The 18,519-nt window shown below is 63.0% G+C and carries 16 protein-coding genes and 1 tRNA gene; 12 read left to right on the forward strand and 5 right to left on the reverse strand.

Features of this window, described 5'->3' with window-relative positions; all coding sequences use genetic code 11:
* Positions 1–49 precede the first annotated feature (49 nt).
* Positions 50–126 (forward strand) — tRNA-Met (locus WA950_RS05235).
* A 246-nt stretch (positions 127–372) separates the two neighbouring features.
* Here WA950_RS05235 and WA950_RS05240 read toward each other — a convergent pair.
* The 4 genes from WA950_RS05240 to WA950_RS05255 form a co-directional block, all read right to left on the reverse strand.
* The gene (locus WA950_RS05240; protein ID WP_424550636.1) at positions 373–1,251 is read right to left on the reverse strand and encodes a LysR substrate-binding domain-containing protein; all 879 of its coding nucleotides are present in this window, start codon (positions 1,249–1,251) and stop codon (positions 373–375) included.
* A gap of 78 nt (positions 1,252–1,329) precedes the next feature.
* Positions 1,330–2,439: a YeiH family protein gene (locus WA950_RS05245; protein ID WP_424550637.1), complete on the reverse strand. Its 1,110-nt coding sequence runs from the start codon at positions 2,437–2,439 to the stop codon at positions 1,330–1,332.
* Positions 2,440–2,617: 178 nt separating this feature from the next.
* The gene (locus WA950_RS05250; protein WP_424550638.1) at positions 2,618–3,553 is read right to left on the reverse strand and encodes a helix-turn-helix domain-containing protein; all 936 of its coding nucleotides are present in this window, start codon (positions 3,551–3,553) and stop codon (positions 2,618–2,620) included.
* Positions 3,554–3,938: 385 nt separating this feature from the next.
* A complete protein-coding gene (locus WA950_RS05255) occupies positions 3,939–5,699 on the reverse strand; it encodes an FAD-dependent oxidoreductase (protein ID WP_424550639.1) in 1,761 nt (586 codons plus the stop codon).
* A gap of 295 nt (positions 5,700–5,994) precedes the next feature.
* Between WA950_RS05255 and WA950_RS05260 the strand changes: the two genes are divergently transcribed.
* The 8 genes from WA950_RS05260 to WA950_RS05295 all read left to right on the forward strand — a co-directional run bounded on the left by WA950_RS05260 (position 5,995) and on the right by WA950_RS05295 (position 14,586).
* Positions 5,995–7,080 carry an ABC transporter ATP-binding protein gene (locus tag WA950_RS05260; RefSeq protein WP_424550640.1) on the forward strand — a complete coding sequence of 362 codons (1,086 nt, stop codon included), beginning with the start codon at positions 5,995–5,997 and terminating at the stop codon, positions 7,078–7,080.
* A complete protein-coding gene (locus tag WA950_RS05265) occupies positions 7,080–8,750 on the forward strand; it encodes an ABC transporter permease (RefSeq protein WP_424550641.1) in 1,671 nt (556 codons plus the stop codon). The genes WA950_RS05260 and WA950_RS05265 overlap by 1 nt, the downstream gene beginning before the upstream one ends.
* 47 nt (positions 8,751–8,797) lie before the next feature.
* Positions 8,798–9,835: an ABC transporter substrate-binding protein gene (locus WA950_RS05270; protein ID WP_424550642.1), complete on the forward strand. Its 1,038-nt coding sequence runs from the start codon at positions 8,798–8,800 to the stop codon at positions 9,833–9,835.
* A gap of 65 nt (positions 9,836–9,900) precedes the next feature.
* On the forward strand, positions 9,901–10,758 hold the full coding sequence (locus WA950_RS05275) for an amidohydrolase family protein (protein WP_424550643.1): 858 nt from the start codon (positions 9,901–9,903) through the stop codon (positions 10,756–10,758).
* Positions 10,759–10,779: 21 nt separating this feature from the next.
* Complete coding sequence (locus WA950_RS05280) at positions 10,780–11,625, forward strand: amidohydrolase family protein (RefSeq protein ID WP_424550644.1); 846 nt, start codon at positions 10,780–10,782, stop codon at positions 11,623–11,625.
* Between the two features lie 69 nt (positions 11,626–11,694).
* Complete coding sequence (locus tag WA950_RS05285; protein ID WP_424550645.1) at positions 11,695–12,825, forward strand: 12-oxophytodienoate reductase; 1,131 nt, start codon at positions 11,695–11,697, stop codon at positions 12,823–12,825.
* A gap of 95 nt (positions 12,826–12,920) precedes the next feature.
* Positions 12,921–13,874 carry an MBL fold metallo-hydrolase gene (locus WA950_RS05290; RefSeq protein WP_424550646.1) on the forward strand — a complete coding sequence of 318 codons (954 nt, stop codon included), beginning with the start codon at positions 12,921–12,923 and terminating at the stop codon, positions 13,872–13,874.
* Positions 13,875–13,929: 55 nt separating this feature from the next.
* The gene (locus WA950_RS05295) at positions 13,930–14,586 is read left to right on the forward strand and encodes a hypothetical protein (RefSeq protein ID WP_424550647.1); all 657 of its coding nucleotides are present in this window, start codon (positions 13,930–13,932) and stop codon (positions 14,584–14,586) included.
* A gap of 23 nt (positions 14,587–14,609) precedes the next feature.
* Here WA950_RS05295 and WA950_RS05300 read toward each other — a convergent pair whose 3' ends face one another.
* Positions 14,610–15,035: a MarR family winged helix-turn-helix transcriptional regulator gene (locus WA950_RS05300; protein WP_424550648.1), complete on the reverse strand. Its 426-nt coding sequence runs from the start codon at positions 15,033–15,035 to the stop codon at positions 14,610–14,612.
* Between the two features lie 153 nt (positions 15,036–15,188).
* Here WA950_RS05300 and hmgA point away from each other — a divergent pair, with 153 nt between their 5' ends.
* The 3 genes from hmgA to maiA all read left to right on the forward strand — a co-directional run bounded on the left by hmgA (position 15,189) and on the right by maiA (position 18,509).
* Positions 15,189–16,574 carry a homogentisate 1,2-dioxygenase gene (hmgA, locus tag WA950_RS05305; protein ID WP_424550649.1) on the forward strand — a complete coding sequence of 462 codons (1,386 nt, stop codon included), beginning with the start codon at positions 15,189–15,191 and terminating at the stop codon, positions 16,572–16,574.
* A gap of 100 nt (positions 16,575–16,674) precedes the next feature.
* Positions 16,675–17,883, forward strand: a complete 1,209-nt coding sequence (fahA, locus tag WA950_RS05310; RefSeq protein WP_424550650.1) for a fumarylacetoacetase — start codon at positions 16,675–16,677, stop codon at positions 17,881–17,883.
* Positions 17,880–18,509 (forward strand): maleylacetoacetate isomerase, encoded by a 630-nt coding sequence (maiA, locus tag WA950_RS05315; protein ID WP_424550651.1) that lies wholly within the window; start codon positions 17,880–17,882, stop codon positions 18,507–18,509. The genes fahA and maiA overlap by 4 nt, the downstream gene beginning before the upstream one ends.
* Positions 18,510–18,519: the final 10 nt, after the last annotated feature.

The following is an 18,519-nucleotide window of genomic DNA, read 5'->3' on the forward strand; positions in this document are numbered from 1 at the left end:
CGGGCCGCCTCAAAAGCGGCCCTTTCGCATGATAAGGCCAAAGAAATAACGCGGGGTGGAGCAGCCCGGTAGCTCGTCAGGCTCATAACCTGAAGGCCGCAGGTTCAAATCCTGCCCCCGCAACCAAGACCACAAAATCAGACAAAAGCCCTCCCAACGTGGAGGGCTTTTGCCGTTTGGGGCCAAGGTTTTAGGGTTCGGCGTGGTAGCATAACGCACCGCCGCCTGGATTTGATGCAAGGGAAGGCACAAAATCGCTGCCCGATCTCGCTGGTAGAGGAACCTGTGTCGCTGATCTATCCGGCTCTGGCGCCCGTCGAATCCGAGCTGCAGGAAACCGTGGGCACAGGGTGTCGGCGAAGCGCGTGTGCCCTACTTCAGCACGAGCTCGCGAAACGCCTCGCTCGCCCTTGTACGGTGCCTCTCGCGATGACGAATGAGGCAGAATTCGCGGGATGGCAATTCGAGTGGCATGATGCAGAGTTTTCCGGTGCTGACGCCCGCCTGAGCCACGGTCTGCGACACCGCTGTCGCCAGTTGGCCGGCCTCGACTGCCGCGCAAATGGCTTCGTTCGAGGGCAGCTCGAATGCGACACGCAGGCTATCCCGGCTCAGTCCCAGCTCGACCAACGCCCGCTCGAACGAGGATCGGGTGCCCGATCCCGGTTCGCGCAGAACCCATTCCGTCTCGTGCAGGTCCTGCGGCAGGATCGGCTGCCGGTTGGCCCACGGATGTTCATGCCCGACGATCACCACGAGGCGGTCGCTTGCGACGCGCTCGACCGACACCGTCGGTTCGTGAATCGCCCCCTCGACAAATCCGAGTTCGGCTCTTCCAGAGAGAATCGCCTTGGTGCATTGGGCGGTATTTCCGACCTCGAGCCGCAGATCGATCTGGGGATACTGCTGATAAAAACGCACAAGGCGCTGCGGCAACCAGTAGCTGGCAATGGTCTGGCTCGCGAAGACCGTGAGCGTGCCGCGCCGTATGTTGCTCAGGTCGTCCATCGCCGCTTCCGCGGCGCTAACCCGCGCAACGATCGCCCGCGCTTCGTCGGCAAGGGTCCTGCCGGCTTCCGAGAGTTCTATCCGACGGCCGATGCGATGGAAAAGCTTGACGGCGTGCCGCGTTTCCAGGGCGTTGATCGCGCCGCTGACGGTGGATTGCGTCAGGTTCAGCGCTTCTGCCGCACGGGTTACATGTTCCCGCTCAGCGACAGCCAGAAATATGCGCAGCTGTTCCAGTGTCACGTCACGCCCTTCAAATCACATGCTTGTCCGCCCAGCCAGCGTCCATGAATGTCCGCTGGAGAGAACAGGCCATCAAACTTACGGAAACAGCCTGACCAGCAGGAGGCCGGCTGTCGCGATGTACAGTGACGCGAGGAAGGCGAGAAGCAAGGGGCGAAGACCGCGCTGCTTCAATTTGGTGAAACTCGTCCCCAGGCCAAGCGCGGCCATGGCGGCCGTGAGAAGCACGGGGGTCGCGGTCACGATCGGCGCCCGCAGCTGCTCCGGCAGGATGCCCGTGCTGTTGAGGATCACCAGCAGGATAAAACCGACGATGAAGAACGGGACGATCTGGGTCAGGGCCGGGCGGCCTGCGCCAGTGCGTTCGCGGGGCGCAACGATGAGCGCCAGCGCGATCACGACCGGCGCCAGCATCATCACCCGGGCAAGCTTCGAGACCACCGCGACCTGTCCGGCCGCTTCGCCGCCCTGGAAGCCGGCGCCGACAACCTGGGCGACCTCATGGACGGTCAACCCGACCCACAGGCCGTATGTCTCCGGGGCGTTGCCGATGAGGATGTTCAAGGAGGGATAGAGGAACATCGCAATCGTGCCGAACAGCGTAATACATGCCACGGCATAGGAAACGTCCTCGTCCCTGGCGCGGGTGACGGCGTTGGCGCCGGCGATGGCCGAGGCGCCACAGATTGCGCTGCCGGTCGCCACCAGCAGGGTGAGCTTGCGATCGACGCCCAGCACGCGGCCCATCCAGACGGTGAACAGCAATGTCGACACAACGACGGCTGCCGCAAAGGCAAGGCCGGTGATCCCGATGCTGGACAGCTGGACGAAGGTCAGTTGCAGGCCGAGCAGAGCGACCGCAAGACGCAGCAGCTTCTTGCCGGCGAGGGAGATACCCGCGTCGGCCGAAGACGAAAATCCGACGACATTGGCGAAGACCATTCCCAGGAAAATCGCCGTGATCATCGGGCTCAGCGACGAGACGAAAGGCAGGCTGCGCAAGCCATAGGCGGATGCGGTGATAACCGTCACAAGGACAATTCCCGGAATGCAAGCGATCAAGGCTCCCTGCTTTGGACTGGAGGCGACGGAAATATGGGTCATGCTGAACGGCCTTGAATACTGTGCTCGATATCGCTCGAAATTAGAAAATTTGTTCGTATAACTCCAATTGTATTGGAAGATCATACCAATCGCTATTTTCGATCATTCCGGGGCGAGAAGGGAGAAGAGCGCCATGCAGCGAGCGGCGAGGGCAGATTCTGCCTCGCTCGGGGGCGATATGCCGGGGGCACGCGTCATCGCCGAGGGCGCGTCGTTGCGACGAGCCACCGGGTGCTTCCAGGCCATGGCCTGAATATCTGTCCTATCTGTGGGCGGCTTTGCGGGCCTCGACGGGAGACAGTCCGAAACGCCGCTTGAAGGCGATGCTGAAATGGGAAACGGAACGGAAGCCGTTTTCCAGCGCCACCGTCGTGATCGAGGTCTCGCCGCCGTTCTCCAGGGCCTTGCGTGAACGGTCGAGCCGCTGCATCCAGAGCCAGTTCATCGGCGTGACGCCCTCTGCCGCAAAAAGCCGGTTCAGAGTACGGGGAGATACGCCGTTGCTTCGGCAAATCTCGGCAGTGTCGAGGTCGGGATTGTCGATCTGCCGCAGCATGCTGTTCTTGATGCCGTCGCAGATGCGACCGCGACTGTCAGGCAGGGGGGACGTATCGGCGCTGATGCCGCTCTCCAGCAGGCTGAGCGTATGACGCACAATCCCTTCGGAGAGCGCGACATCGTCGAGCCGCGACAAGTCGAAAAACTGGCGCAGCGCGGCAAGCGCGAAACGCCCGCCCGAACTGCTCGAACGCACTGCAATCGGAGCGACCGAACTATTCACGGCCAGTTGCTGCTGCAGCATGGCTTCGGGAATGAGAAAGGTCTGGGCGAGATACCCCTCACCAAAGACCAGCGAGAAGGGGATATCCTGGCGGTAGATCAGCAGGTCGCCACTTTGAAGCTTCTGACTTGATTGCCGCTGTTCGACCGCTACGGTCCCACGGCGCATCAGCATGAACATCAACGAATTCGACGGGCTTGTGCGAATATCCTGAATATCGCGCTTGTAGGAGACGGGTGTACTGAAAACCCGGCCGACCTTGATGCCTCCGAAGGGAACCGTCTCGAAGCCCCCGCGAAAAATCGAATCGCCCAGCGGCATGGGCTTGACCCTGCTATATGCCCTGCTCAGGTGCTCACGCCATTTGGACATGTTACTGCCGTCGGCCGTCACCATTGTCCGCCGTACTGGTTTCAAGCCCAAACCTCCCGATGAGAATGCTTCAACGGAGCCGGCTATCTTCTGGCCTTTCGGCCATCGAAGGGTGGAGACCGCACCCGCAGCCAGTCCGGAAAATCCTCAAAATATCCAAATGGCCCTCCCGCCGAGGCCGGCAGCATGGTGATGAGGACGCTAAAAGTCAACGGAACGTCGCAACTGCATTCGCGGCACCGGATAAGCCGGGCTTTTCCGGCGATCAGCGCAAGATCGTGCGCTGCCGCCATCGACTGCAAGAGGCGCCGGTTGTCGCTCTGACAGAATCGGAGAGCAGGAGGACCGGCCTTCGCAAGGCCCCGCGGCGGGGGGACGAAGGCCGGTCCGGATGTTGATCAGGTTTCAGGACGGGCTGTTTCGGCAGAATTCAACCCGTGTCCGTTCCATCGGAATGGCCGTTGCGTTTTTCCAAGTGGCGCGCGGCGATGTAACCGAAGGTGATGGCCGGTCCGAGCGTGATTCCACCGCCGGGATAGTTGCCGCCCATGATGGACAGGGCATCGTTGCCCACTGCATAAAGGCCGCCGACCGGCATTCCACCGTCGTCCAGGACCTGTGCGTCGGCGTTGGTGCGGATGCCGGCGAAGGTGCCGAGATCGCCGATATGCAGGCGAACGGCATAGAACGGGCCCTTGGCGATGGGGGCGACACAGGGATTGGGCTTGTGAGCCGGGTCTCCCAGCGAACGGTTGTAGCTGGTCGAGCCCTTGCCGAAGGCCGGATCCTCGCCGCGCACGGCATCCTTGTTGAACTCGCGGATCGTGGTCTCGAGTGCCGCCGGATCGCAGCCGATCTGCTCGGCGAGCTCGGCGATCGAGCGTCCGCGCAACAGATAGCCGTCGCGAATCTGCTTGCCGAAGGGAACTGGTGCGGGCTTGACGAAACCCAGCCCGTATTTGCGCATCGCTCGATGATCGGTGACGAACCAGGCGGCGAATTCGGGTTTCGCCTGGCCTTTTTCCGCGCACTCTTCCAGGCAGCGATCATACATGGCCTGACAAAAGTCATGATAGGATTGCGCCTCGTTGACGAAGCGACGGCCCGAGCGGGTCACGGCGATGATGCCGGGCTTCGATCGATCGACGAAATGGGGGAAGGTGCCGAGCGCCCCGCCCTTCATCCTCGGGCGCGAGATCGGCACCCAGGCGGCCGGATGCGGCAGCGAGGTGTCGATCGCGATGCCCAGATCCTCGACCATGCGCAACCCGTCGCCCGTATTGCCGGGCGGGGCCGGCGAAACGTGGTCATGGCCGGTCTCGTCGTGCCGCAGCAGGGATTGGCGGCGTTTGGGATCCTGCGGGAAGCCACCGGCGGCAAGCACGACGCCGCGTCGTGCGATTACCTGCACCGGGCCGTCGGCGCGATGGACTTCCGCCCCGACGACGGTTCCCACTTCATCGCGAATCAGCCGGACGGCAGGCGCTGCGGTCCAGATCGCGACATTGCGATCAAAGGCGGATTTCGCCAGCCGACCGACCAGCGCATTGCCATTGGTAAGGCGCATGGGCCGGCCATGGAAAAGCATGTCGCGGGCATATTTGACGAGCAATTTGCCGACATAGGCGGCAGACACGGCCGATCGGGTCGCGTTGAAGAAGTGCAGAAGCTCCCGGCCTGATCCGATCATCATGCCGAGCAGGGTGATTTCCGCAAGCGGCGGGCGGAGTCTCTTGACCTCATCGCCAAGGGCGCGGGCGTCAAAGGGGCGGGCGACCAGGGAGCGCCCTCCATCCATTCCCCCCGGTGCGGTAGGATGGTAGTCGGCAAAGAATGGACCAAGATCGAATTTCAGTTCGGTCTTCGCCTCGTAGAACGCCATCGCTTCAGGCACGGTGTCCAGGAAGGCGTCGACGCGTTCCGCGTCGTAGAAGGCGCCGGCCTCATGGCGCAGATACTGGCGTGCGGCCTCGGGGCTGTCGATCAGGCCTGCCGCGCGTGCCTGGGGGTTGTTTGGCAGCCACATCCAGCCGCCCGACCGTGCCGTGGTTCCGCCGAAGACCACTTCCTTTTCGGCGACGACGACCTGAAGGCCACGATGGGCGGCCGCGACCGCGGTTGCAAGGCCGCCTGCGCCTGATCCGATCACCAGCACGTCGGTTTCAAATTTCTTCATTGTGGCTTGCGTCATGCGTCAAGACCCTTCCTCGACATGAGCTTCAGCGGGCCGGGTACGCCGGCCGGTCGCCCAACCGCCCGACAATTGGCGAGCGGGGGCCTCCCTCGGCGGGGATAGCAACATCGGACCCGATGCGCTGTCGTCACTGTTGGTTACAGCGCCCGGCGCGGCCTGCCTCTATCTTGTGTGGAAGCCAAACTCCGGTATTGGAGGCGTCTTTTACAAGGCGGCACCGTGGGAGGGCGTCAGGGCGACCAATATGGAGATTGGGCTCGTTCTGCGGTGAGGCGTGCAATGTGGGGAGGCCATGACAGAAGTCGTTGTTGAGAATCTGAAAAAGAACTTCGGTGAGCTGGTTGTTATCAACAACATCAGCTTTACCGTCCCATCGGGCAGCGTCATGACGCTTCTCGGGCCGAGCGGCTGCGGGAAGACCACGACGCTGCGCTGTATCGCTGGGCTGGAATGGGCGAATTCAGGCCGTATCCGGCTCGGTGAGGATACGGTGTTCGATGGAGCTGCGGACATTGCCGTACCCGCCGAAAAGCGTGAGATCGGCATGGTGTTCCAATCCTACGCCATCTGGCCGCATCTGACCGTTTTCGACAATATCGCCTTTCCGCTGAAATTGCGGCGGGCTTCCAAGCCGCAGATCCGCACGGCCGTCATGGAGGCGCTGGCCTCCGTCGGATTGCAGGACCATGCCAATCGCTATCCGAGCCAGCTGTCCGGCGGACAGCAGCAGCGGGCGGTCCTGGCGCGCTGCCTCGTCTACAAGCCGCGGGTTCTGCTTCTCGACGAGCCGCTTGCCAACCTGGACGCATCCCTGCGCGAGGAAATGCGCTTCGAGCTGCGCGAGGTGCAGCAGCGCTTCGGACTGACCAGCATCTATGTGACGCATGACCAGGCCGAGGCGATGGCGCTTTCGGACACGATCCTTGTCCTGAAGGGCGGCAATGTCGTCAGTGCCGGCAGCCCGCGCGAGGTGTTCGAGCATCCCAAGCACCATTTCGTCGCCGGCTTCCTTGGCGGTGCGAACATGCTCAGTGCGGTTGTGGCAGAGCGCGGCACGGACGGGACGTCGGTGCTGGGCGTCGAGGCCGATGGCCGCCTGGTGCTTCGCGCCGATGCTGCCCCCGGCAGCTCGGTGACCGTTGCCGCGCGTCCGATGGATCTGTCGCTGCATCTTCCCTCGAGCCCGGCCGAAGGCAGCTTCGAGGCGACCTTGAAACGGGTCACCTATCTCGGCGAAGCCATGGACTGCGTGGTTTTCGTTGCGGGTCAGGAAATCCGCGTGAAAGCCGAGCCGGACGCCAACTGGAAGGCCGGCGATGTCGTGCGTGTGCGCCTGCACCCGACGCGCGTCAACATACTCGAGGCGGAGAACGCCTGATGAAATACCACACTGCCACACAGCCGTTGTTCTGGTTCGCGATGCTGATGGTCGTCATGCTGACGGTCTATCCGTTCGGATGGCTGCTCTATGGAAGCCTGCAGGGCAAGCAGGGCCTGACCCTCGACCACTATTCCAACGCAGTCACGGCCGTATCGAACATCCGCACGATCTGGAACTCGATCCAGCTGGTGCTCTGGTCGCTGCCGATCGCATTGGTTCTCGGGATTTTCTCGGCGGTGACGGTGACGCGACTGGACATTCCGTTCAAGCGTGTCGTTCGGGTCGCGAGCATCGTGGCATTCGTCAGCCCGCCCTGGGTCGCGGCGATTGCCTATGCCTATCTGATGTCGCCCAATGCCGGCGGATTGAACCAGCTGATCGATCATCTCGTGGGTGTGCGCCCCTTCAACATCTTCTCGATGGGCGGCATGGTCTTCTGTACGGTGCTGTTTCTCTACCCCTATGTCTTCCTGACCATTTCCTCGGCGCTGGAGAATATCGACAGCTCCTACGAAGAGGCGGCCATCATCACCGGCTGCTCGCCGGTCCAGACCATGATGAGGGTGTCGATCCCGCTCGTCACGCCGGCGATCATGACCTGCACCATCTTTTCGTTGATCATGGTGTGGTCGCTTTACTCCGTGCCGGCGCTGCTCGGCATGCCGTCCAAGATCTATGTCTTTGCCACCTACCTGTTCTTCCTGCTCAACGGCTTCCCGCCGAGGGTCGAACTGGCATCGGCAATCGCGATCATGTTCGCGCTGATTGCCGGACTGATTGTCTGGTTCGGCTTTCGCATGGTGCGCCGCGCGCAGGCCGGTAAGTTCCAGGTCGTCGGCGGAAAGGGCACCAAGCATATGGCGATGAGGGCTGGCGCGATGCGGTTGCCTATCGCCATGGTCAATCTCGGCATCGTCGCGACGGCAATCATCCTGCCCTATCTGGTGGTTCTGTACCTGTCCTTCTCGGCGGATATCTACGGCTTCACGGCGAAGTTCACGTTGGCGCATCATCTTGGTGAACTCACCATGGGTTCCATGCCGCGGATCGTTTTCAACACGCTGGCGCTGGCCTTCGGAACCGCCCTTGTCGGCAGCGTTATCGGGCTGGTCATTGCCTTCTACGACATGCGCATGCCGAACGGGGCGACCGCGACCCTGTCGCTATTGGCCATGTTCCCGGTTGCCGTGCCCGCCGTCGCCTTCGTGATCGGCGTCATGTGGGGCTGGATCCAGCCGCCGGTCGTTCTCTACGGCACGCTGCTGATCATGGTCTTCGCCCAGGTCGCCCGTTTCCTGCCGCTGGCCACCCAGCATTTCCGCGACGGCCTGAACCAGATTCATGTCTCGCTCGAGGAAGCCTCCCGGATCTGCGGCGCCTCGCAGGGAACCACGCTTCTGCGTGTCTCGCTGCCGATCATCCGCCCGGTGGTCGTGGCAACCATGCTGCTGCTCTTCATGTCCTCGATGCGTGATCTGGTCACGCCGATTTTCCTCGGAACGGGCACGCCTTCGACCACGGTGATGGCGTCCAGAATCTTCAACATGTGGAATGAAGGCGAAATCTCGCGGGCTGCGGCCGGGACGATCCACTACATCGTGATCATGGGACTGATCTACTTCGCCTGCTGGCTGATCCTCAGGCGGTCCGGAACCAAGATTATCTGAGACGCGCAGCGTCCACAGATGAGATCCATCAAATCAGGGAGGTAAAGATGGAGAATACCCTTTCACGTCGGCAGATGCTCGGTGTGCTGGCTGCCGCACCGCTTCTGATGAGCGCCAGGAACGTCCTTGCGCAATCGGTATCGCCCGAGGCGCTTCTGGCGGGGGCGAAGACCGAAGGCAAGGTCGTCGTCTATTCGATTTTCCCGACCACGGTCGAATCCGCGATGATGCAATCCTATCAGGATGCGACCGGCATCACGATGGAGTACAGCCGCATCGGCGGCACCAACCCGACCCTGCAGAAGTTCTACTCGCAGGTGAAGGTCGGGCAGCATCTGACCGATGTGATCGTGCTGGAAAAATCCGCCAACATGATCGCGGCGAATGATGGCCTGTTTGCCAGCGTGAAGCCCGGCAACCTCCCGAATGTGGTCGAGGCGTTCCGCTCGGCGGACGGGCTGGCGCAGACGGTCATCGCCTCCTTCCACGTCGTCGTCTACAACAAGAACCTGGTGACCGAGGATCAGTTGCCGAAGGAATGGTCCGACCTCGCCAAGCCGGAATATGCCGGAAAGGTGGTGGTGGGTTCGCCCGAAAACAGCGGCTCGGCCACCGTGATGATCAAGACGCTTCTGGACCGTCATGGCTGGGACTTCTTCAAGACCCTCGCCGCCAACGGGCTGATCGAAACGACCCGCGAGGTCGAGGCTGCCGATCTGGTGGCGCGCGGCGAACGGCTTTTCGCCGTCATCGCCCAGACCGCACCGGCGGCGCAGCTGGCTGCCGGTGCTCCGATCGGCATCCATTTCCCTGCACGCCCCATCGTGACGGAATTTGCTGCGTCGGTGCCGCTCGAGGCGCCGCATCCGCAGGCCGCCCGTCACTTCCTCGATTACATGCTGTCCGAAGACTACCAGAAGCGCGTCGTCAGCGACCTGGCGGGCTACAGCGTTCTGACTTCGGTCGCGCCGCCTCCGGGCATGCCCGTTCTGTCGGATCTGGCAATCGAGCCCTTTGACTATGCCGCGCTCCTCGCAGAACGCGACGGGATTCTCGAGAACTGGCGCGAGATCATGGGCGCCTGAACCTGTTCTGCAGATGGTCGCGGCATGCCGCGGCCATCCACCTGAAATCCGACTAGGGACACATTATGATTGTCGATTTTCGCGTCCGGCCGCCGTTCAAATCATTCCGCTCCAGCTTTCTCTATCGCAAGCGAGACCCCTCGCCGGATCCTGTAACGGCGTTCGCCCTGCATGCCGGAATGACGCCTTACCGCTCGTTCGAGGAACAATCCATGGAGGCGTTCATCGAGGAAATGGACGCCGCGGGGGTTGGTCTGGGCGTCGTCATGGGACGCAGCGCACCGCCACCGTTCAATGGAGTGCCGAATGAGGAAGTGGCCGAACTGGTCGCTTCCTACCCGAACCGCTTCATCGGTTTCGGTGCCGTCAGCGGCATGGATGTGGCCGGCGGCGTGCGGGAGCTGGACCGGATCAAGGCGCTGGGCCTGCGCGGCGTCGCCATCGACAATGGCTATTGCGATCCGCCGATCTACGACGACGATGCACGGATGGATCCGATCTATACCCGATGCGAAGAGCTCGGATTGATCCTCTCCATCACCTCCAGCCTCTATCTCGGCCCGGACCTGTCCTACAGCCACCCGCAGGCGATCCAGCGTGTTGCCCGACGCTTCCCCGGCCTGAAGATCGTGGTGCCGCATGCCTGCTATCCCTGGACGACGCTTGCGGTCGCCGTGGCCATGCAGTGCACCAATGTCTACCTGATCCCTGATCTCTACCTGAACACGCCGGGTCTTCCGGGACAGCGCGACTATCTCGACGCGGCCAATACCTATCTGTCGCATCGCCTGCTTTTCGCCAGCAGCTATCCGGTTCGTTCGATGGGCGACAGCGTCGCCGCATTCAGCGCGCTGGACTTCCGCAGCGACGCGATCCGGCAGCAATGCCTCGGCCAGAACGCGCTCCGTCTTCTCGACCTTTGAACTGAATTGAAGGGCTTTGCCATGAACAACATCATCGACTTCCGCCTGCGCCCGCCGTTGCGTGGATTCCTGAACGCCAATTTCTCGCGCGTGAAGATCATCGAACGCTTTACCGGCCAGCTCGGCTTCCGGCAGGCGGACTCCGTCCGCGAGCTGTCCATCGACAAGCTTCTGGCGGAAATGGACGAGGCAGGCATCGAGAAGGGCGTGGTCGTCGGGCGCAACACCACCACGATCGGCGCTGTTCCGAACACCGATGTGGCGCAGATCGCCCTCGACTATCCCGAGCGTTTTGTTGCGGTTGCCTCGGTCGACCCGGTGAACCGCGCCTCGGCAATGGCGCAGATTGCCGAGGCGCGCAGCCTGGGCATGAAGATGATCAACCTGGAGCCGGGCCTCGGCGCCGATCCCATGCATTTCGATGATCGCCGGCTGTATCCGATCTATGCCTATTGCGAAGATGCCGGCATGCCGGTCATCCTGATGGGCGGCGGCAATACCGGCCCGAACATCAGCTACAGCAATCCCGAGCACATCGACACCGTGCTGCACGACTTCCCGAAGCTTACGGTGATTTCGGCGCACGGCAACTGGCCCTGGGCCCAGCAGATCATCCATGTCGCCTTCCGGCGGGAGAATCTCTACCTGTCGCCCGACATGTATCTGCATCACCTGCCGGGCATGGACGACTACATCAAGGCCGCCAACAGCTTCCTGGCCGAGCGGTTCCTGTTTGCCACCGCCTATCCGCTGACGCCGGTGGTCGAATACACCAAATGGTTCACCAGCCTGCCCATCCGTCCGGACGCGATGGAAATGATCCTGCGCGGCAATGCCGAGCGTCTGCTGGCCGTCGACCTGAAATGAAGTCGGTAAGCGCCCGGTATTCCGGGCCGAGGCTTCGGTCCCGAACAGCGCAAGAATGGAGAATGGGCCATGCAGGCGAGCAATGACGCCACACAACTCACATTGGATCCGGTACGTCGGCCGTTTCCATTTGGTCGGGTGACACTGCGCAACCGCTGCGCCATGTCGCCGATGACACGGCAGTTTTCTCCCGGCGGGCTGCCCGGCCCGGACGTGGCCGCCTACTACGCGGTCCGCGCGGCGGCGGGCGTCGGGCTGATCATAACGGAAGGCGTCTATGTCGATCATCCTTCCGCCGGCAAGCCGGATGCTGCGCCGGCGCTGCGGCCCGACACGGCTGACGCCTGGCGCCAGGTCGTCGATGCGGTGCATGAGCAGGGCGGGGCGATCATCCCGCAGCTCTGGCATGTCGGCAATTATCGCCGCGTTGCCGCGGGGGACCCTGCGCCGGGTCTCGGACCCGAGGCGATCACCGAAGCGGGGGAAACCGTGGTCCTCGCAATGAACCAGGCTGACATCGACGCGACGGTCGCGGCTTTCGCCCGGTCGGCCCGGATCGCGATCGATTGCGGCTTCGACGGGGTCGAGATCCATGGCGGCCATGGATACATGCTGGATCAGTTTCACTGGGAACGGACGAACAACCGGCAGGACGCCTATGGCGGCACGCTGGAAAACCGGTTCCGGCTGTCATGCGAGGTCGTGCGCGCCGTGCGCGCGGAGATCGGGCCGGATTGGCCGATCGTCTTCCGGCTGTCGCAATGGAAGATGTCGGATTACGAGGCAAGGATCCTGCAGGATGTCGGGGAGCTGCAACAGGTTGCGGCAATGCTGACGGAGGCGGGCGTCGATGTCTTCGACATTTCGGCGCGACGTTTCTGGCTGCCTGCCTTCGAGGAAGGCGGGCCGTCGCTCGCCGCCCTGTTCCGTGCCGCATCCGGCCGACCGGTAATCGCCGTCGGCAGCGTCGGGCTCGACAAGCCGAGTGTCTCGCGCCACGAGCGCACCGCCGAGACGATGAAGGCGGTGCCGGTTGGTATCGAAAACGCCTCGGCTGCCTTGGCTGCCGGCGAGTTCGATCTGTTCGCCGCCGGGCGCACGCTACTTGCCGATCCTCGGTGGCTGGAGAAGATCCTGGCCGGCAGGCTGGAAGAACTCGTGCCTGTGACCAGCGCCGCCTACGCCCGGCTGGTCACCTGACACAACCGTTGCTGCGGGATTTGCCCTTTCGCAACGAGCATCCGATCGCCGCCGGGCGATCGGCTTAGAAATTCAATTGAAATGGAGACGAGAAGATGGCGAAATTCGCTTCGGAAGGCGATCTGTCGGAAAAGGCGATCAGCTTCACCTGCATTGGCGAGGGGCTCTATGCCTTCACTGCCGAAGGCGATCCGAACACCGGGGTAATCATCGGCGACGAAAGCGTCATGATCATCGAGGCGCAGGCGACCCCAAGGCTTGCCCGCAAGGTGATCGAGTGTGTCCGCAGCGTCACCGACAAGCCGATCTCGCACCTGGTACTGACGCACTACCATGCCGTTCGTGTCCTGGGGGCTTCGGCTTACGGTGCGCGTGAAATCGTCATGACCGATGCGGCCCGCTCCATGGTGGTCGAGCGCGGTGCGGAAGATTGGGAAAGCGAGTTCCGCCGCTTCCCTCGCCTGTTCGAGGGCCATGACGAGATTCCGGGCCTGACCTGGCCGACGACGACCTTCTCCAACAGCATGACGGTCTATCTGGGCAAGCGCCGGGTCGACATCCTGCAGGTCGGCCGAGCCCATACGGCCGGCGACCTTGTGGTCTGGGTGCCCGACGAAGAGGTGATGTTCACCGGTGACATCGTGGAACATCGTTCGGCCTGCTATTGCGGTGACGCGCATTTCCGTGACTGGCCTCAGACCCTGGTCAACATCGCCGATTTCAATCCGCGCGCCATTGCGCCCGGACGCGGTGAGGCGCTGATCGGCGAGGAGATTGTCACCGAGGCCATCGCCAGCACGACCGATTTCGTCATCTCGACCTTCCAGGCGGCAGAGCGTGTCGCGGCTCGCGGCGGAAGCCTGCGCGAGGCCTATGTTGCCGTTCGCGCAGCCTGCGATCCGAAATTCGGTAACTTCGCCATCTACGAACATTGCCTGCCGTTCAACGTATCGCGCGCTTACGACGAGGCGCGCGGTATCCAGTCGCCCCAGATATGGACCGCCGAGCGCGACCGGCGGGTCTGGGAGCAACTGCGCGAAGAAGTATGACCGGGAAGATGGGGGGCGTCGTGTTCGCCCCCCATCTTGATGGGAGGAGAGGACCATGAACAGCTATTTTGCATTTCTTGAAGAGCTCGATCAGCAGGCGCCCGGAGTGCTGGAGCAGGCCATCGACATTCTGCAGGCCGATCCTGCGGTAAGCGCGGTGGTGAAGAATAGCGCGGTCGATGGGCTCGCGCCATTTGCTCCCTACCGGGGAGAACAGCAAGCCGGCCGCCCCTTCTTCGGAGCGGTCGAGTTTCGCACGGCCGATGCGGCCCATGCTCGAGCCTTGTTCGCGCGGATCGCGGCGCTGGGCGCCACGGTGCATGGCTATGATGTCACGCCCCTGGTGGAGAAGGATGAGCTGACGCCAGATGCGGGCGGGCATGTGCCGGGGCTCAAGACCCTGCGTGGCATCTCCTTTCATCCCGACCTGCCGAAGGCCGCCGCCCGGCGATGCTGGGATCATCATGTCGAACTCGCGCTTCAGCTGCACGGTTTCGACAAGTATGTGCGCTACTGGGTCAATGATTGCCTGACCGAGAATTCACCGAGAATCGGCGGCATCACCAATCTGCAATTCGCATCCGAAAAGCGAATGCGTGAGCGATATTTCGTCAGGGAGGGTGCCTCCGAACTGGTGTTCCATGACGTGACCTATTTCATCTCCGGCGGCACAAGGCGATTGCTGGCCGCCGAGCAATTGATCGCTGACTGACGGCATGCTGCACGTCCTCGCGCTCAGCGCTTCACCGCGGAAAACCGGTCCAGCACCCGGCCGAGGCTGTCCGCGTCATCGCCGAGTTCGGCTACGAGTTCCTTCTGGAAGTCCTCGGCCACCCGGCCAAGCCGCTCCATCAGTTTCTGTCCGGCTTCCGTCAATTCCAGCGCCACCAGCCGTTGATCGGTGTGGTGCGCTGATTTTCTCAGGAGACCCGCCTGCTCGAGCCGGGTGGCCGCGCGGCTGACCACCGACTTGTCGAGGTTGACGCGCACATTGATGTCCCGAACGCTGACCGGCCCGGAATTGTTGAGATGCGCCAGAACCCGCCACTCCGGAATGCTTAGTCCGGCTTCGGCCGCATAGCGCGCGGCAAACCGGCGGCTGATCTGGGCGGCGGCAACGCTGAGGCGATAGGGCAGGAACTGGTCGAGATCGAATGGCATGTGCTCTCCTTCTGGCGAGAGGTCCGGATTGTCATTGCTGATACAACAAAAACCCGGCGTGCGGAACTTTGCCGTTGACTTCGTTGCTAGTGCAACGGTATTTCATTGCTACAGCAACGATAATCGTCGTCGACGACATCGGGAGGAGTTCCAATGAGCAAGCAAGAACTGTCCGCCGGCATGACCCGTGCGACTGGCGCTACCGGCACGGTCGAGGGCTACATGCCCGGCTTCGGCAACGATTTCGAGACGGAGGCGCTGCCGGGCGCGCTGCCGCAGGGCCAGAACTCGCCGCAGAAATGCAATTACGGCCTCTATGCCGAGCAGCTGTCGGGCACCGCATTCACGGCGCCGCGCGGCCAGAACGAGCGGACATGGTGCTATCGCATCCGGCCTTCTGTCCATCACACCGGTCGCTTCAGCCCGATCGACGTGCCCTATTGGAAGACCGCGCCGAACATCATGCCGCATGACCCGAACCGGCAGAACATCATGAGCCTCGGGCAGTATCGCTGGGATCCGATCCCGCTGCCGGGCGCCGACGAGAACCTGACCTGGATCTCCGGCATGCGTACGATCACCACCGCCGGCGATGTGAACATCCAGGTCGGCATGGCGAGCCACGTCTATCTGGTCACCCGGTCGATGCAGGATGAGTATTTCTTCTCGGCCGACAGCGAGCTGCTCGTCGTGCCGCAGGAAGGCCGTTTGCGCTTCTGCACCGAGCTTGGGGTCATCGACCTCGAACCCAAGGAGATCGCAATCATCCCGCGCGGCCTGGTCTACCGCGTCGAAGTGCTGGAGGGTCCGTGCCGCGGTTTCGTCTGCGAGAACTACGGCCAGAAATTCGACCTGCCCGGCCGTGGTCCCATCGGCGCGAACTGCATGGCCAACCCGCGCGACTTCAAGTGCCCGGTCGCGGCGTTCGAGGATCGTGATGCGCGCTCCCGCGTCGTGATCAAATGGTGTGGCCAGTTCCACGAGACCTGGATCGACCACAGCCCGCTCGACGTGGTGGCGTGGCACGGCAACTACTGCGCCTACAAATACGACCTGCGCACCTATTCCCCGGTCGGCGCAATCCTGTTCGACCATCCCGATCCGTCGATTTTCACCGTCCTTACCGCACCCTCCGGGCAGGAAGGAACGGCGAATATCGATTTCGTGCTGTTCCGCGAACGCTGGTTGGTGGCCGAACACTCGTTCCGCCCGCCCTGGTATCACAAGAACATCATGTCGGAGCTCATGGGCAACATCTACGGCACCTATGACGCCAAGCCGCAGGGCTTCGCGCCCGGCGGCATCAGCCTGCACAACTGCATGCTGCCGCATGGCCCCGACCGGGATGCGTTCGAAGGCGCATCGAACGGCGAACTGAAGCCGGAGAAGCTGGATAACACCATGAGCTTCATGTTCGAGACCCGCTTTCCGCAGCACCTCACCGAATTCGCGGCGAAGGAAGCCCCGATGCAGGAAGAGTATATCGAGGTCTGGAACCGGCTGGAGAAGAAGTTCGACGGTACGCCCGGCATCAAATAGCCCCGGAGCCGGCATTGCCCGGCCCGTGACCGACACGGGATCCGGGCAGGGCAGCGCGCGTCCTCGATGCCCCCCCCGGAGCAACCGACAGGAGAAACAGATGGTAACGCCCCTGCGCAGCAGGATCGCATCCGCGAACGAACCGGGATGCAACTTTCCGATCCAGAACCTGCCCTACGGGGTGTTTTCCATCCAGGGCGCCGCGCCGCGCTGCGGCGTCGCGATCGGGGATAGGGTCCTCGATCTGGCGGCCTGCGAGGCGCAGGGCCTGATCGAGGCGGGCGGCACGTTCGCCGAGGCGCAGCTCAACGGTTTCATCGCGCTCGGCCGGGCGAAATGGGACGACGTGCGTGCGCGGCTGACCGGGCTTTTGGCCGAGGGCGCCACGGAAGACCTGCCCCTCGTGGCGATGGCAGACGTCACGCTGCATCTGCCGATCCGCGTCGCCGAATTTACCGACTTCTACGCCTCCAGGAACCACGCCTTCAATGTCGGCGTGCTTTTCCGCGGACCCGAAAACGCGTTGCCGCCGCAATGGACGCACATGCCCATCGGCTATAACGGGCGCGCCTCCTCCGTGGTCGTCTCGGGCACCCCGATCCGCCGTCCGATGGGGCAGGTCCGGGGCGAGAACGGCCCGGAATGGACCGCCTGCCGGCGGCTGGATCTGGAGCTGGAACTCGGCGCCATCGTCGGCGGCGACAGCACGATGGGCGAGCGCCTCAGCGTCGAGCGGGCAGAAGGGATGATCTTTGGCTATGTGCTGCTCAACGACTGGTCGGCGCGTGACATCCAGGCCTGGGAGTACCAGCCGCTGGGCCCGTTCCAGTCCAAGGCGCTCGGCACCACGATCAGCCCGTGGATCGTGCCGCAGGCAGCCCTCGAGCCCTTCCGCAGTGCGGGCGCCGAGCGGGTCAATCCGCTGCTGCCCTACCTGCAGGAAGAGCGCCCGGGTTTCTATGACCTGACTATCGGCTGGACGATGAACGGCCAGGTCATGGGCCGGACCAACTACAATGCCATGTACTATTCCAGCGCCCAGCAGCTGGCACATCATACGCAGACCGGCTGCCCGATGCGGGTGGGCGATCTTCTGGGGACCGGAACGATTTCAGGGCCGGCGCGTGACCAGACCGGGGCGCTGCTCGAGATGACGCAGGGCGGCAAAGAGCCGGTGGACGTAAACGGCCAGTCCCGGACGTTCCTTGAGGATGGCGACGAGATCGGCCTCTTCGCTCACGCCGACGGCGAGGGCTACCGCATCGGTTTCGGTCCCTGCACCGGCCGCATCCTGCCGGCGCAAGCATGAGCGTGGTGCTGCACGACTACTGGCGCTCCTCCGCCTCCTACCGGGTGCGGATCGCGCTCGGCCTCAAGGGGATCGGCTACGACCGCGTCTCCGTCGATCTGGTCAAGGGCGAGCAGCGCGGGGCGCAGAACCTCAGCGTCAATCCGCAGGGGCTGGTGCCGACGCTCCAAATCGACGGCATGCGGCTGACCCAGTCCCTGGCGATCATCGAATATCTCGAGGAAACGCGCCCCGAGCCCGCCCTGCTGCCGGCGACGCATGAAGGAAGGGCGCATGTTCGGGCGCTGGCGCTCGCAATCGCGTGCGAGATCCATCCGGTTTCCAATCTCAAGGTACTGAGCCGTGTCGAAGCGCTTGCAGGGGCTGAAGCGCGGGGGCAATGGAACCGCGAGAACATCGCCGCCGGACTTGAGGCCGTAGAAAACCTGCTGGACCATCCCGGATTCAACGGCCGCTTCTGCCATGGCTCCACGCCCGGCATGGCGGACTGCACGCTGATCCCGCAACTCTACAACGCCACGCGCTGGGGCGTCGATCATTCGCATCTGTCCCGTATCTGCGCGATCGCGCGCAACTGCGCCGAGCTGCCGGCCTTCCAGGCGGCCGCACCGGAGGCGCTGGCGTGAGCGCCCTTCG

The organism is Shinella sp., from assembly GCF_049651085.1.
Taxonomy (GTDB): Bacteria; Pseudomonadota; Alphaproteobacteria; order Rhizobiales; family Rhizobiaceae; genus Shinella.